This window comes from Streptomyces sp. NPDC017993 (genome assembly GCF_044328065.1).
GTDB lineage: Bacteria > Actinomycetota > Actinomycetes > Streptomycetales > Streptomycetaceae > Streptomyces.
On the sequence record NZ_JBIRGO010000004.1, the window covers coordinates 38,581 to 53,631 of the forward strand.

General features: G+C 73.1%; 13 protein-coding genes. 6 read left to right on the forward strand and 7 right to left on the reverse strand.

All coding sequences use genetic code 11. The annotated features are described in order from the left end of the window. Positions 1-229: 229 nt before the first annotated feature. Entirely contained in the window at positions 230-1,594 is a 1,365-nt protein-coding gene (locus ACH4FH_RS07605) for a hypothetical protein (RefSeq protein WP_398554830.1), read from the reverse strand. A 239-nt stretch (positions 1,595-1,833) separates the two neighbouring features. On the opposite strand from ACH4FH_RS07605, the gene ACH4FH_RS07610 reads away from it, so the two are divergent. After that, positions 1,834-2,397 carry a hypothetical protein gene (locus ACH4FH_RS07610; RefSeq protein WP_398554831.1) on the forward strand — a complete coding sequence of 188 codons (564 nt, stop codon included), beginning with the start codon at positions 1,834-1,836 and terminating at the stop codon, positions 2,395-2,397. Positions 2,398-2,517: 120 nt separating this feature from the next. Here ACH4FH_RS07610 and ACH4FH_RS07615 read toward each other — a convergent pair whose 3' ends face one another. The 6 genes from ACH4FH_RS07615 to ACH4FH_RS07640 all read right to left on the reverse strand — a co-directional run bounded on the left by ACH4FH_RS07615 (position 2,518) and on the right by ACH4FH_RS07640 (position 8,753). Beyond that, entirely contained in the window at positions 2,518-3,678 is a 1,161-nt protein-coding gene (locus ACH4FH_RS07615; protein WP_398554832.1) for an acyl-CoA dehydrogenase family protein, read from the reverse strand. Next, complete coding sequence (locus ACH4FH_RS07620; RefSeq protein ID WP_398554833.1) at positions 3,675-4,856, reverse strand: acyl-CoA dehydrogenase family protein; 1,182 nt, start codon at positions 4,854-4,856, stop codon at positions 3,675-3,677. Before ACH4FH_RS07620 ends, ACH4FH_RS07615 begins: the two co-directional genes overlap by 4 nt. Then, positions 4,853-5,851, reverse strand: a complete 999-nt coding sequence (locus tag ACH4FH_RS07625; protein WP_398554834.1) for an NADPH:quinone oxidoreductase family protein — start codon at positions 5,849-5,851, stop codon at positions 4,853-4,855. Before ACH4FH_RS07625 ends, ACH4FH_RS07620 begins: the two co-directional genes overlap by 4 nt. Before the next feature lie 317 nt (positions 5,852-6,168). After that, complete coding sequence (locus ACH4FH_RS07630) at positions 6,169-7,269, reverse strand: glycosyl hydrolase family 18 protein (RefSeq protein WP_398554835.1); 1,101 nt, start codon at positions 7,267-7,269, stop codon at positions 6,169-6,171. Positions 7,270-7,468: 199 nt separating this feature from the next. Then, positions 7,469-7,951 carry a hypothetical protein gene (locus ACH4FH_RS07635; RefSeq protein WP_398554836.1) on the reverse strand — a complete coding sequence of 161 codons (483 nt, stop codon included), beginning with the start codon at positions 7,949-7,951 and terminating at the stop codon, positions 7,469-7,471. Between the two features lie 142 nt (positions 7,952-8,093). Continuing rightward, positions 8,094-8,753, reverse strand: coding sequence for a winged helix-turn-helix transcriptional regulator (locus tag ACH4FH_RS07640; protein WP_398554837.1), 660 nt, complete (start codon positions 8,751-8,753; stop codon positions 8,094-8,096). Between the two features lie 114 nt (positions 8,754-8,867). Here ACH4FH_RS07640 and ACH4FH_RS07645 point away from each other — a divergent pair, with 114 nt between their 5' ends. The 5 genes from ACH4FH_RS07645 to egtD all read left to right on the forward strand — a co-directional run bounded on the left by ACH4FH_RS07645 (position 8,868) and on the right by egtD (position 14,988). Next, positions 8,868-10,079: a pyridoxal phosphate-dependent aminotransferase gene (locus ACH4FH_RS07645; RefSeq protein WP_398554838.1), complete on the forward strand. Its 1,212-nt coding sequence runs from the start codon at positions 8,868-8,870 to the stop codon at positions 10,077-10,079. A gap of 410 nt (positions 10,080-10,489) precedes the next feature. Next, a complete protein-coding gene (gene egtA / locus ACH4FH_RS07650; RefSeq protein ID WP_398554839.1) occupies positions 10,490-11,866 on the forward strand; it encodes an ergothioneine biosynthesis glutamate--cysteine ligase EgtA in 1,377 nt (458 codons plus the stop codon). Further along, positions 11,863-13,182, forward strand: a complete 1,320-nt coding sequence (gene egtB, locus ACH4FH_RS07655) for an ergothioneine biosynthesis protein EgtB (RefSeq protein ID WP_398554840.1) — start codon at positions 11,863-11,865, stop codon at positions 13,180-13,182. The genes egtA and egtB overlap by 4 nt, the downstream gene beginning before the upstream one ends. Positions 13,183-13,273: 91 nt before the next feature. Further along, positions 13,274-14,029, forward strand: a complete 756-nt coding sequence (gene egtC / locus ACH4FH_RS07660; RefSeq protein WP_398554841.1) for an ergothioneine biosynthesis protein EgtC — start codon at positions 13,274-13,276, stop codon at positions 14,027-14,029. Then, the gene (gene egtD / locus ACH4FH_RS07665; RefSeq protein WP_398554842.1) at positions 14,026-14,988 is read left to right on the forward strand and encodes an L-histidine N(alpha)-methyltransferase; all 963 of its coding nucleotides are present in this window, start codon (positions 14,026-14,028) and stop codon (positions 14,986-14,988) included. Before egtC ends, egtD begins: the two co-directional genes overlap by 4 nt. The last annotated feature ends 63 nt before the right edge of the window (positions 14,989-15,051 follow it).

Here is a 15,051-nt window from a genome sequence, read left to right on the forward strand (position 1 = left end):
GGCGACACAGTCCCGCATCTGTTGCCCGGAGGTCAGCCGCCCGGCCGTGTGGAGCCACGCCTTCTTCGCAGCTCGGCCGCGTTGTGCCCGAGTCCTGTCCGTCGCGGGCAAACAGGGCGCCTGGGGCGCCGCATCGTCGCGACACCCCAGGCACGGGCGAGGTCAGGGCAGCGATCCTGCTCCCGTCAGCTCCCGTCAGCTCCAGCGGGCTCAGCGGGCTCAGCGGGCTTCAGAAGCCGCCGCCACCGAAGTCGCCGCCGCCACCGAACCCACCGCCGTCTCCGAAGCCACCACCGTCTCCGAAACCACCGCCGCCACCGAAGTCACCGGAGTCGAAGTCCGATCCGGAGCCGTCGCCGCCCTCCGCTCCGGTGAAGCCGTCGGCGCCGTAGGCGTGCGAGGACATCATCATGTTGCCGAGCAGGGTGCCCACCAGGAGGCCGGGAAGCACGCCGCCGCCGAAGTAGCCGCCGGCCCAGGGCCCGTAGACGGGGCCTGCCTCCCAGTACGGCCGGTCACCGCTTTCGGTCCTGACCGTGCGGGACATCGGCTCCCGGCCCTCGTCGAGCCGTACCTTGTCCGCCGCGCAGACCGGCACCGTGCGCTCCGCCCCGTCGGCCGGCGCCCACTGCACATCGCTGACGGACGGGCCGTGCCGCGGGTCGAAGAAGCACGGCAGCCTGCGCTCCGGCAGCGGCGCGCCCTCACGGCGCGCGGCGAGGGCGGCCAGTGAGAAGCGGCCGTCCTCCAGGGCCTCGGTCACCGCGTGCACATCGCCGGGGTGCTCGGCCTTCGCCATCGCCGACTTGGCGCTCTCGTAGGAGTCCAGCGCGTTGCCGTAGTCGGCGCGCATCGCGTCGTCGGCCTTGGGTTCGCCGGGGCTGAAGTCGAGCCGGTCCAGCTCCTCGCCGAAGGCCGTGATGTCCTCGTCGACGACGACCCGCAGTGTCTCCAGCGCGGCGCGCTCCTCGTCGGCCTTCTTCTTGCGGTTGCGGCGGGCGATGGCGTACGCGCCGCCGCCCCCGACCACGACCAGCACGCCGAGACCGATGGCCGCCCCGCTCCCGATGCCGGCGTCGTCCGAGCCGCCCCAGGCGGTGGGAGCATGGCCGTTCGACTGGTCGACGGCCCCGTCGACGAAGCTGTTGAGGCGCTGCTCGACCGTGGGGTAGTCGGAGCGGTTGACCGACCCGACGAGGTTTTCGACCGAGTTACGGGACATCACCCGGGCGTCTGCCCCGGCGTCGAAGCGGTCACCGAGTTCCACCGCGTAGACACCGCTGATGCCGACCTTCGTCCGCAGGTCCTGCAGCAAGGTGTTGGGCGGGTACTCGGCGGCCTGCGGCAGCACGGCGACGAAGATCGGCTTTCCGGAATCCTTGATCTTCTTCTCCAGCGTGTCGGCGTCCGCGGCGGACAGCTGGCCCGACGCGCGGGGATCGACGTAGACGGGGCCCTGCTTCAGGGTCCCTGCGGCCTCGTCGAGGCCGCCGGCGGCCTGCGCACCGGATGCCAGCGCGGCGACCACCGCCAGCATCGCGGCCACCAGCAGCAGCACCGGCCCGATCAGCACACGACGAGTTGCGGTTTTCATACCTACGACGCTACCGCGAACAGACGTTTGGGGACATAAGTGGCGACGGGAAGGGCTACGACTCGCGGTGGCGGACCGGTCGGGATCACGGGGCTCGGACGGTGGGACGGTCCCGCGCGGCCCCCGGGCGACGGCATTCGGGTGATGGCCATCCAGGTGATCACTTCACGTGCCGTTTTTGATGATCGAGCGGCCGGGGATGTTCCGCCACGTCCCCTCCCCGAGGAATCGAGGACACGATGCGCAGGGCCATCTCGATGGCCACCTCCGTGGCCATCGCCGTTTCCGCCGGTGCGATCGGCTATCTGCTGGTGCTCGTCCGGACCCCGCCGGACGGCGGCGCCCCGACGGGCGGGCCGTCGGCCGTCACCGCCCCCTTGCCCGGGCAGCCGGGCGCCCCGGGCCCGACGAAGGGCTCCGCGGCCCGCGCCGTCACCACGGGCCTCGGCGCGCCGCCTCCGCACACCGGCGTTCCCTCCCCGCTCCCCGCTGCCGCACCCCAGGCGGGACGGATCGAGGTGACCGCTCCGCCGCGCGGACTCACCTTCCGGGTCAACGGCAGTTTCACCGTGAGCTGGAAGAACACCACGGGCGAGAACGTGAATGTGTGGCTGCACACGAAGAGTGGCAAGTCGCGGCCGGAGCGGCTGGTGATGGTCGCCCCACGAGGGGGGAACAAGCCGACCGACGAGGCCATCGTGACGCTGCCTCGGGTGCCGGCCGGGCCCTCCTACCGGCTGGAGGTGGCTGCCGCGTACGGCCCGGCGACCGCCTTCAGCAACACCTTCGCCATCACCGGCTGACCGGCCGCGTCCGGCCGCCCCCCTCGTGCGGCCGGACGCGTGCGCCGCACGCCCACCGGTCACGGGTCCCCGGGTCGGTGCCCGGGGGACCCGTCCGTGCGCGCGGCGGGAACGGTCGTCCTACGGGGCGCTCAGCCCGGCCAGTTCCACCAGGGCATCGCGGTGCCGCCCCGGCGTCCCGAGAGCGACCTCGTCGCTCTTCGCCCGCTTGAGGAACAGGTGCGCCGGGTGTTCCCACGTCATGCCGATACCGCCGTGCAGCTGCACGCATTCCTCGGCGGCCCGAACGGCCACCGGCGCGCAGTACGCCTGGGCGACGGCCACCGCCACCGCGGCGTCCGGACTGTCACCGGCCAGCGCGTCCGCGGCGTTACGGGCGGCGGCGCGGGCCGAGGCGACCTCCAGCCAGAGGGCGGCCATCCGGTGCTTGAGCGCCTGGAACGAGCCCACGGGACGGCCGAACTGGGTGCGCTCCGCCGTGTACCGCACGGTTTCGTTCAGGCACCACTCGGCGACGCCGAGCTGCTCCGAGGCGAGCAGCCCCGCGCCGGTCAGCACGGCGCGCTCCACGGCGGCGCGGGCACGGTCGCCGGTGGCCAGCACCCGCCCGCGAGCGCCCTCGAAGGTGAGGTGGCCGAGGCGACGGGTGAGGTCGAGGGAGGTGACGGGCTCGATGCGTACACCGTCCGCCGCTGCCTCGACCGCGTGGAGGGCGGGTCCGTCGGGGCCCTGTGCCCATACGAGCAGGACATCGGCCGCGGCCGCGTCCGCGACCGAGGTCACCCGGCCGGTCAGCGCACCGTCCGCGTCGGCGCGCACGGTCGCATCCGCCACCGCGCCGGGGGCGGTGGGCAGGGGCAGCGCGAGGACGCCCACGGTGCGGCCCTCGGCGAGCGCGCCGAGCAGCGTCGCCACGTCCTCCTGGGCGGCGTCGCAGCCCAGCAGCGCCGTCACCGCGAGGACGCCGCTGGTCAGGTACGGGACGGGGGTGACGAAGCGGCCCAGTTCCTCCAGGACGACGGCGGCCTCGCGGGCGCTCGCGCCCTGCCCGCCCAGCTTCTCCGGCACCAGCAGGCCCGCGGCGCCGATGTCCGTGGCGAGCGCGCGCCACAGGGCGGCGTCGTACGGGGCGTCCCCTTCCAGGCCGGCGATCACGGAGGGGGCGTCGCTGCGGGACGTGAGCAGGGCCCGTACGGCGGCGCGCAGTGCGTCCTCGTCCTCGGAGTAGAGGAGGTCGGGGTCGGGCGTCGGAGCGGTCGGCCCTGGCGTCGAGGCGGTCATCGGGGGAGGTCCTTCCACGCGACGTCCTTGTCGGTGCGTGGCTCGGGCGGCAGCCCCAGCACGCGTTCGGCGACGATGTTGAGCAGCACTTCGGAGGTGCCTCCCTCGATGGAGTTCCCCTTGGCGCGCAGGTAGCGGTAGCCGGCCTGCCGGCCGGTGAAGTCGACGCCCTCGGGGCGGCGCAGCGTCCAGTCGTCGTAGGTCAGGCCGTCCTCGGCGAGGAACTCCACCTCCCAGCCGCTGATCTCCTGGGCGAGCCGGGCGAAGGCGAGCTTCATGCCCGATCCCTCCGGGCCCGGCTGGCCCTTGGTGAGCTGCTGGCGTAGCCGTTCGCCGGTGAGCCGGGCGACCTCGGATTCCACCCACAGCTTCAGCAGCCGCTGGTGGAGGTCGTGGGTGCGCAGTTCGGGATGCGTGCGCCAGTCGTCTGCGGCGACCCCGATCATGCCGCCCTCGCGGGGCATGCGGGCGCCGCCGATGGCGACCCGCTCGTTCATCAGCGTGGTCTGGGCGACCCGCCAGCCCTCGCCCACCTCGCCCAGGCGGTGGGCGTCGGGGAGGGTGACGCCGGTCAGGAAGACCTCGTTGAACTCGGCCTCGCCGGTGATCTGGCGCAGCGGCCTGACCTCGACCCCCGGGTCGGTCATGTCGCACACGAAGTAGCTGATGCCGCGGTGCTTGGGCAGGTCGGGGTCGGTGCGGGCGATCAGGATCGCCCAGCGGGCGAGGTGTGCGCTGGAGGTCCAGACCTTCTGGCCGTCGACGACCCAGCGGTCACCGTCGCGCACCGCGCGGGTGGCGAGCGCGGCGAGGTCGGATCCGGCGCCGGGCTCGCTGAACAGCTGGCACCACACCTCCTCGCCGGTCCACAGCGGGCGCAGGAAGCGCTGCTTCTGCTCGTCGGTGCCGAAGCGCAGGATGGTCGGCGCGGCCATGCCCAGGCCGATGCCGATGCGTCCGGGGTCGTTGCCGGGGGCGCCGGCGGCGTCCAGTTCGGCGTCCACGACGGCCTGCAGGGCGCGGGGCGCGTCAAGGCCGCCGAGCCCTTCGGGGAAGTGGACCCAGGCGAGCCCCGCGTCGAACCGGGCACGCAGGAAGTCCAGGCGGTCGGTGGTGGCGGGCGGATGCGCGGCGAGCAGTTCCGCGGTGCGCCGGCGCAGGTCCTCGGCGTCGGTCATCGTGCCTCCCCGGCTCCGGGGAGGACGACCAGCCGGCCGGTGGACGTGCCGTCCGCGACCCGCTGTACGGCCTCGGCGGCGCCCTCCAGCGGGACGCGCCCGCCGATGAGCGGCTTGATGACGCCCTGCGCGGCGAGCTTGGTGAGCTCCTCGTGGCAGGCGTCGATCGCGGCCGGGTCCTTGGTGTTGTACAGGCCCCAGTGCAGCCCCAGGATCGCGTAGTTCTTCACCAGCGCGTGGTTGAGGGCGGGCGTCGGGATCGCGCCGCCGGCGAAGCCGACGACGACGATGCGGCCCTCGAAGGCGATGCACTTGACGGACTTGGCGTAGGCGTCGCCGCCGACCGGGTCGTAGACCACGTCGGCGCCACGGCCGCCGGTGGCTTCCTTGACCCCGGCGATGATGTCGTCGGTGCGCCGGTCGAGGACGACGTCGCAGCCCAGTTCGCGGGCGACGCGGGCCTTCTCCTCGCCGCCGACCACGCCGATGACCTGCGCGCCGGCGGCCTTGCCGAGCTGGACGGCGGCACTGCCGACGCCGCCCGCCGCGGCGTGCACCAGCAGCGTCTCCCCGGCCTGGAGCCGGGCCCGGCGGTGCAGTCCGAACCAGCCCGTCTGGTAGCCGATGTGCAGGGCGGCGGCCTCCGCGTCGTCGAGGCCCTCGGGGGCCGGGCGCACGGTGGCCGCGTCGACGACGGCGAGTTCCGCGAATCCGCCGTCGGGCAGCGGCGGCTGGGCCAGGACGCGCTGTCCGACCTCGCCTGCCGCGCCCTCACCGACGGCCAGGACCTCGCCGCAGATCTCCACACCCGGGGTGAACGGCAGCGGCGGCCGCACCTGGTACTGCCCGCGGCACAGCAGCGCGTCCGGGAAGTTGATATTGGCGGCCCGTACCCGCAGCAGCAGCTGCCCCGGGCCTGCCTGCGGGTCCGGCACCTCTTCCAGCCGCATCACCTCACGCGGCTCGCCGTTCGCGTGTACGCGCCATGCCTTCACCTGGTGCCTCCACAGACCTCGGATATGCGGGTGGCGTGGGGGCTCGGTGTCCCTCTCGCCATCGGCATACTAAGCGGTCGGTATCCCTGAGGGAACAGTCTCCGGCAGTCCGAGGTCCCCGCCGCCGCTCGCCGGCGCCCGGACGCGGCGCCCGTCGACCGGACGCCGGAACGCGGCGGCGCGACCGGCGACCGCGGGGTGGCATGCCGAAGCGCGGCAACTCACCGGAAGAATCGGCGAGTTGTCGCTGAGGAACGCTGAGGTTCGGCAGGCGGTGCACCGCCGCGGCCGGCTCGCCGACCGAGGCGGTGCTTCGGCTACTCGCCGCGGAGCGCGGCCCAGGTGTCCGGGTCCTCGAACCCGAGCGCCCACAGGCCGGTGCCTCGCACGCCGTATTTCTCCAGCAACGGCATGTGCGCACGGACGCCGCGGGCATCCTGGTACCAGACCTCGTGTGCGCGGCCCCCCTTCTGGTAGGTGAAGTACGGGGTGCCCGACGCGTCGTCGAAGTGGTAGCCGACGCCTTCCTGCCTGCGCAGTGCGTCGGCTTCCTTCCAGGTCAGATGGTGTGCGCGTGCCTTGACGCCGGTGGTCCAGTCCCAGCCGTAGCCGGGGAAGGAGACCTCGATCCGATCCCTGGGGATGGTGTCGGTGGCGTAGCGCAGGAAGTCCTCGTACCAGTCCGTGGCGGACAGCGGCCCGGACTCACCGCCCGCCCAGTGCAGGTCGTAGCCCATGATGCGGATGCGGTCGGCGACCTTGCCGAGCTCCTCGTAGTCGAACGCCTTGCCGTTGCCGCGGGCGCGGGCCATGACGGTGAGCACGCACTGCTTGCCCCGGGCGTGCAGCCGCGCGCACAGATCCCTCGCCAGTGCGTTGTAGCCGGTCCTGACCCGATCGCGAGCCGCACTGTCACCGGTGACGGCCATCCGCTCGTAATCCAGGTCGAGCCCGTCGTAGGCGCGGCTCTGCACGAGCTCCATCAGGGCATCGATGTGCGCGGTACGCCGCTCCGGGTCGTGCATCAGATCGGCCATCTCATCGGCCGCGAGGGTCTCGGTCACCGTGGGCACCACCTTGATGCCGGCGTCGTGCAGCCCGTCGATCACACGGATCGACCCGGCGCCGGGATGGCTCTTGACGGTGGCCGCGGACGCCTCGTACCAGAAGGGGCTGACGGTGTGCAGCTGGTCGGCATGCTGCAACGCGTCCTGGAAGGCTTCCTCGGTGTCGCCCCAGTAGGGGAGCCAGGCGGAGCCGGTGCGCCGGGTGCTGTCCGGGTCGGCGGAGTCGTTCGCGGGGGCGCGTGAGGGCACCGGGGCGGTGGCCCCGGCCGCCGGGGCCGCGGCGACCAGCGTCACCGCGGCCAGCAGAAGGGTGAGTCCGGCTCTTATTCGGGGAACTGATGCGTGGTCCATTTTCCGAGCTTCACCCGCCATTGCCGGACCCGCCCCGTCTGATCCGCCGAACGGAGGGACGGCGCCCGGCGTGCTGCCGGACGGGTGACGGGGCCTGACGGCGCGTCGGACGGGGGCCTGCGGTGCCCGTGCCACGAACGGCGGTACGCCCCTCCCCCACGGCCGGCCGGATCGCCCAGCGGCTGCGTACGCCCGGTGGCTATGTACGCCCCGTGCGCTCCTGGGCGTCCCGCACGGCCTCCGAGGGGATGGCCCAACGCGCGCGTATGACGGGAAAACCGGCCTGTTCGCAGGCGTCACAGACCAGTTCGTCGTCGTCGACGAGCCACCGGACCTCGCGGTCGCGGGCGATCCCGCGCAGGATCTCCAGCTTGGTCTGCCGGGCCGGGCGACGGTCGTTGCCCGGCCGCATCCACAGCCGGCCCTCCGGGAGGTGGTGGCGGGCCAGCCAGGCGAGGGTGTCCCGCCGGCACTGCTCGGGGCGGCCCGTGAGGTAGACGACCTCGCAGTCCTCGGCACTGCGCAGCGCCAGCTCCACGCCTTCGGCGAGCGGCGGATCCTCGGGGGCCGCCGCGAAGAAGCCCTTCCAGTCGCGCGGGGTGCGCTCCAGCAGATGCTGGCGGTGGCGGGCGTCGGCGAGGGTGCCGTCCAGGTCGAAGACCGCCAGGGGCCGCATCGTCATACCGTCGTCGTCCTCGTGTGTCTCGCTGCGTGTCTCGCTGTGTGTCTCGCTGTGTGTCTCGCCGTGTGCGCCGCCGCCTGGGTGTACGCGGGAGCCGCGGCCGTTCGGGGGCGCGGGCCTGCGGGGTGCCGCGCCTCGCGATTCAGGCTGTGACCTGCCCGTCCGCCATTCCCTCGGGCAGGGTGACGGCGATGCGGCCGGACGCGATGCCCTCGGCGAGGGAGAGCCGATCGTACGCGACGTCGGCGCAGGTGGCGGTGTCCATGCGCAGACGGACGTCGGGGCGCTCGGCCGGCCCGTCGCCATAGGCGGGCCCGTCCGCGCCGAGGGTGACGTGGAACTCGCCTTCGTCCAGGGCGATGCCGACAACGCCGACAACACGTCCGGCGTTGGTGCCGCCGGTGCCGTCGGTGAAGTGATGGGCGAGCCGGGCGAGGAGCGGTACGGCGAACCAGTGGGCCCGAACCGCGTCCGTGGGGCGCCGCTCGCCGAGCGCGGGCGCGCCCCAGTCGGCGAGCGCACCGAGCGCCGGGAGCAGGGCATGCCCGCGGGGGGTGAGTTCGTAGACGAAGGCGGCCCCGGGCGGGGCGAGCCGGCGGCGGAGGACGAGGTCGTCGCGCTCCATGTCCTTCAGTCGGGAGGCGAGCATGTCGGTGCTGACACCCGGCAGGTCGGCGTGCAGGTCGGTGTAGCGCCGGGATCCGCCCAGCAACTCCCGGACGATCAGGAGCGTCCAGCGGTCGCCCACGGCGTCCAGGGCTCGGGCGACGGCGCAGTACTGGTCATAACTTCGGCGCGGCATGCCCCCAGCATAGACAAGTGGTTGGACTTTCCAAGTCGCTACTTGGTAAAACCAAGTACGGTAGAACGAATGCTGCCGCGCCGCGCGGTGAGCGAAGGACCGGGAGGCCGCCGCATGCAGTTCAAGCAGTCGAACAAGATGGCCGACGTCTGCTACGAGATCCGGGGGCCGGTCATCCGGCACGCGGACGCGCTGGAGGAGGCGGGCCACAGCGTCCTGCGGCTGAACACCGGCAATCCGGCGCTCTTCGGCTTCGAGGCTCCCGAGGAGATCCTCCAGGACGTGATCCGCAACCTCTCGCAGGCGCACGGCTACACCGATGCGCGCGGCATCCTCTCCGCCCGCCGCGCGGTGGCCCAGCACTACCAGCAGAACGGACTGGCGGATGTCGGTGTCGATGACGTCTACCTCGGCAACGGCGTCTCCGAGCTGGTCTCCATGGCCGTCCAGGCGCTCCTCGACGACGGCGACGAAGTGCTCATCCCCGCTCCCGACTTCCCGCTCTGGTCCGCCGTCACCACCCTGGCCGGCGGCAAGGCGGTGCACTACCTCTGTGACGAGTCCGCGGACTGGCTGCCGGACCTCGACGACCTCGCCTCGAAGATCACCGACCGGACCCGGGCGCTGGTGATCATCAACCCCAACAACCCCACCGGTGCCGTCTACCCGAGGGAACTGCTGGAGGGCATGCTCGACCTCGCCCGGCGCCACGGGCTGATGGTCTTCGCCGACGAGATCTACGACCGCATCCTGTACGACGACGAGGTCCACCACCACGCCGCGGTCCTCGCGCCGGACCTGGTGTGCCTGACCTTCAGCGGCCTGTCGAAGTCCTACCGCGTCGCCGGCTTCCGCTCCGGCTGGCTCGTCGTCTCCGGCCCCCGGCAGCACGCCGCCGACTATCTGGAGGGCCTGGGCATCCTGGCGTCCATGCGGCTGTGCCCGAACGCGCCCGCGCAGTACGCGATCCAGGCGGCGCTGGGCGGACGCCAGAGCATCAAGGATCTTGTGCTGCCCGGCGGCCGGCTGCGCGAACAGCGCGACGTCGCCTGGGAACGGCTGAACGAGATCCCGGGCGTCTCCTGCGTCAAGCCCAAGGGCGCGCTGTACGCGTTCCCCCGGCTGGACCCTGCCGTGCACAAGATCCACGACGATGAGAAATTCGTCCTCGACCTCTTGCTGCGGGAGAAGATCCAGGTCGTCCAGGGCACCGGCTTCAACTGGCCGCGCCCCGACCACTTCCGCATCCTCACCCTTCCGCACGCCGACGATCTCGACGCGGCGATCAGCCGGATCGGCCGCTTCCTGGCGGGCTACCGGCAGTGACCAGGGCGCTCACCACCCGTGGAGCACGCGGCCGGCTGCCGCGCCAGGACACTTTGCGCCACTCGTCGCACCCTCAGGCACCCCTCGCACCAGCACCCTCATTGCGCCCCAGCACCCACATCCGTCACTCGAACGGGCGTAGCCCCTCCCTCGGTCTTGACCGGGCGTTCCACGGCCTCTCCCCCGGCCGCCGGGCCGGTCAGGGGGCGCGGGGGCGGGCCACAGGGCCGTCCCCGCCGCCGAGCGGGCGTCGCGGACCCGGGCCCGGGTCCCCGTGCCCGGCCCGCCCGCTCGTCCGCAGGCGGGCCGTCCGTGCCGCCGCGTCCCAAATGCGCCCTTGAGCCCGTCGCCCGCAGCCGCTTAGGTGGAGGGCGGCAAACCTGCCGCCATCCCGGAGGGGAGAGGGAACGATGCCCGTACGGCCCGCGGTGACCGAGGCGGATCTCGAAGCGCATCTGCGCGGAATATGCTTCAAGACCGGCCCGCCACGCCGCGTCGGCGTCGAGATCGAATGGCTGGTTCACGACGCCCGCAACCCCCGATGTCCGGTCGAACCGCCCCGGCTGCGCGCCGCGGCAGCGGCCTTGCGCGCGCTGCCCCTCGATTCGCTCCTGACCTTCGAACCCGGCGGCCAGCTGGAGCTCAGCTCGCTCCCCGCCACCTCCCTCAGCGCCTGCATCGAGGCCGTCTCGGCTGATCTCGCGCTGGTCAGGCCCGCCATGCTGGACATGGGCCTGGGCATGGCCGGCCACGGCCACAACCCCTGGCACGCCCCGCAGCGCGTGCTGACCGAACCGCGTTACAACGCCATGGAGGCGTACTTCGACCGCTGGGGCGCGGCCGGCCGGTCCATGATGTGCTCCACCGCGTCCGTGCAGGTGTGTGTGGACGCGGGTCACGAGGAGCCCGGACCGCTCGGCTTCGGGCGGCGCTGGCTCATGGCGCATCTGATGGGCGCGGTGCTGGCCGCGGCCTTCGCGAACTCACCGACCAGCGAGGGCTGCCCGACGGGCTACCGCACCACCCGCCAGGTCGTCTGGTCCCAGCTCGATCCGGCACGTACGCTCGCCCCGCCGCAGGACCCCGACCCCCGCACGGGCTGGGCACGTTACGTCCTGGACGCCCCGGTCATGTGCATCCGCTCCGAGGACGGGCCCTGGGACGCGCCGCAGGGGCTCACCTTCCGCGAATGGGTCCGTACGGGCGTGCCCAGACCTCCCACCCAGGAGGATCTCGACTACCACGTCTCCACCCTGTTCCCGCCCGTGCGGCCGCGCGGGCACCTGGAGCTGCGCATGATCGACGCGCAGCCGGGCGACGCCGGCTGGATCGTGCCGCTGGCGGTCACCACCGCTCTCTTCGACGACCCGGAGGCCGCGGAGCGCGCCTATCGGGTCGTCAAACCCCTCGCGGAGACGGCCGGTGCCCGCCCCGCGCCGCGCAACCCGCTCTGGCGGCACGCCGCCCGCGGGGCACTGACCGACCCGGAGCTGCACGCCGCGGCGGTGGCCTGCTTCGCCGCAGCGCAGGACGCCCTGCCCCGGCTCGGCGCCTCGCCCGGCGTGCTCGCGGCCGTCGCGGACTTCACCGAGCGGTACGTCGCGCGTGGCCGCTGCCCGGCCGACGACCACCTCGACGCCCTGTACGCCGCGGACCCGGCGTACGCGCCCGCCGCACCGGACCCCGCGGACCCGAAGACCGAAGGCTTCGCCCGCACCACGGACATCACCGACCCCACAGGCTTCGCGGCCGAGGGCGAGCTCACCCTTGGGAAGGACAGCCAGTGACCATCGATCCCGAGTCGCTCAGGGAGCGCGCGGCCACGGCGCTGCTCGCCGCCCGCGACCGCACCCGCCTGCTGACCACCTGCGTCGAGGAGCCGGACCTCCTCGCCCAGCACTCGCCGCTGATGTCCCCGCTGGTGTGGGACCTGGCGCACATAGGCAACCAGGAGGAGCAGTGGCTGCTGCGCGCCGTCGGCGGCCGCGATCCGCTGCGCCCCGACATCGACTCCGTCTACGACGCCTTCGAGCACCCTCGCGCCGAGCGCCCCTCGCTGCCGCTGCTCGCGCCCGCCGAGGCGCACGGCTATGTCTCCGAGGTGCGCGGCCGGGTGCTGGACATCCTGGAGCGCACCCCGCTGCGCGGCGGCCCGCTGCTGGACTCCGGGTTCGCCTTCGGCATGATCGCGCAGCATGAGCAGCAGCACGACGAGACCATGCTCATCACGCATCAGCTGCGACGCGGACCCGCGGTGCTCACCGCGCCGGAGCCGCCGGTCACCTCCGACGGGATCGTGCCCGCCGAGGTCCTCGTCGCCGGGGGCCCCTTCACCATGGGCACCTCCACCGAGCCGTGGGCGCTGGACAACGAACGGCCCGCCCATCGCCGCCTGGTGCCGGCCTTCCTCATCGACACCACACCGGTCAGCAACGGCGCGTACCTGCGGTTCATCGAGGACGGCGGCTACGACGAGCCGCGGTGGTGGGCCGAGGAGGGCTGGGCCCAGGTCCGCGAGCACGGGCTGCGCGCACCGCTGTTCTGGCGGCAGGAAGGCGACCGGTGGCTGCGCCGGCGGTTCGGTGTGACCGAGCCGGTGCCGCCGGACGAGCCGGTGCTGCACGTCAGCTGGTACGAAGCGGACGCCTATGCGCGCTGGGCGGGGCGCCGGCTGCCGACGGAGGCCGAGTGGGAGAAGGCCGCCCGGCACGACCCGGCCGGCGGGCGGGCGCTGCGCTACCCGTGGGGCGACGAGGAGCCGACACCGGCGCACGCCAACCTCGGCCAGCGGCATCTGCGCCCCGCCCCGGTCGGCAGCTACCCGGACGGCCAGTCGCCGCTGGGCGTACGGCAGTTGATCGGCGATGTGTGGGAGTGGACGTCGAGCGACTTCCTGCCGTATCCGGGCTTCGTCGCCTTCCCCTACCGGGAGTATTCGGAGGTGTTCTTCGGCGGGCCGTACAAGGTGCTGCGCGGCGGGTCCTTCGCGGTCGACCCGGTGGCCTGCCGCGGCACGTTCCGCAACTGGGACCTGCCGGTGCGGCGGCAGATCTTCTCCGGTTTCCGTACCGCCCGGGACGCCGACCCGGCGGCGGGCGCGTGAGGCCGGCGGCCCCGTCGCGGCGGGTCACCGGACGCCCCCGCCTGCGACCTGCCGCGCGGAGGTACCCGACCGCGCCCGGGGGCGGTGCCTGATGTGCCGTCATCTTGCCTATCTGGGCCCCGAGATACCGTTCGCCGACGTGGTGCTGAGGCCGCCCGACGGCCTGTACCGGCAGTCGTGGGCGCCCCGCCGACAGGTGCACGGCACGGTCAACGCGGACGGTTTCGGCGTGGGCTGGTACGCGCCCGGCGACCCGGTGCCCGCGCGCTACCGCAGGGCCGGGCCGATCTGGGCCGACGAGCTGCTGCCCGACCTGGGACGGGTGATACGCACCGGCGCGCTGCTGGCCGCCGTGCGCGACGCCACCGAGTCGGGCGCGGACGCCGAAGCCGCGGCCGCGCCGTTCGCCGCGGGCCGGTACCTCTTCAGCCATAACGGCGCGGTGGTCGGCTGGCCCGGCTCCGTGGCCGAGCTGGCCGCCGAGCTGCCGCCGGAGGAGCTGTTGCGACTGCAGGCCCGGTGCGACACGGCGTTCCTGTGGGCCCTGGTCCAGCACCGGCTGGCGCAGGGCGACGATCCGGGCGAGGCGCTGGCCGGCACCGTGACGGCGGTGGCCGGGGCCGCACCCGGCTCCCGCCTCAACCTGCTGCTCACCGACGGCCTGTCCATAGCCGCCACCACCTGGGGCGACACCCTCTTCCATCACTCCCTTCCGGGAGGCGGCACGGTCGTCGCCTCCGAACCCTACGACCGTTCCCCCCACTGGACCGAGGTCCCCGAAGGCACCCTGCTCCGCGCCACCCGAACCGACGTCCACCTCTCCCCGCTCAAGGAGCCCGCAGCGTGAGCCCCCTCAGCATCACCCGCACCCTCCCTGCCGACGCCACCGCGGCCGCCCTGCGTGCCGATGTCGCCCGGGGCCTGACCAGTACGCCCAAGCAGCTGCCGCCCAAGTGGTTCTACGACGCCCGGGGCAGCGAGCTGTTCGAGGAGATCACCAAACTTCCGGAGTACTACCCCACCCGCGCCGAGCGGGAGATCCTGCTCACCCGCGCCGACCACATCGCCGCCGCCACCGAGGCCCGCACCCTCATCGAGCTGGGCTCGGGGTCCTCCGACAAGACGCGGCATCTGCTCGGCGCGCTCTCCGGCCTGCACACCTATGTGCCGGTCGACGTCAGCGAGTCCGCACTCGCGGCGGCGGGCGAGGCGCTCCTCACCGAGCACCCCGGGCTGGCCGTGCACGCGCTGGTGGCCGACTTCCAGCGTGGCCTCACCCTGCCCGACGCCCCCGGCCCGCGCCTGCTCGCCTTCCTCGGCGGCACCGTCGGCAACCTGCTGCCCGAGGAGCGGTCCGCGTTCCTGCGGTCCGTCCACGACCTGCTGTCCCCGGGCGACGCCCTCCTGCTCGGCACCGACCTGGTCAAGGACGAGGCCACGCTCGTCGCCGCCTACGACGACGGGCGCGGTGTGACGGCCGAGTTCAACAAGAACGTGCTCCATGTCATCAATCGCGAGCTGGGCGGCGACTTCGACCCGGACGACTTCGACCATGTCGCCGTGTGGAACCCCGACCGCGAGTGGATCGAGATGCGGCTACGGGCCCGTAAGGAGCTGACGGCGAAGATCCCCGGCGTGGACCTGGCCGTGTCCTTCGCCGCGGGCGAGGAACTGCGGACGGAGGTCTCCGCCAAGTTCCGCGAGGAGAGCGTGCGCGCCGAACTCGCGGCGGCAGGGCTTGAGTTGACCCAGTGGTGGACGGACAGTGCGGAGCGCTTCGCGCTGTCGCTGTCCGTCCGCGGCTGACTCCGGCGACCGGCACAGGTCCGGTTTTCGCCATCCTCGGCCGGCGGGCCATCGCGGTCCGCC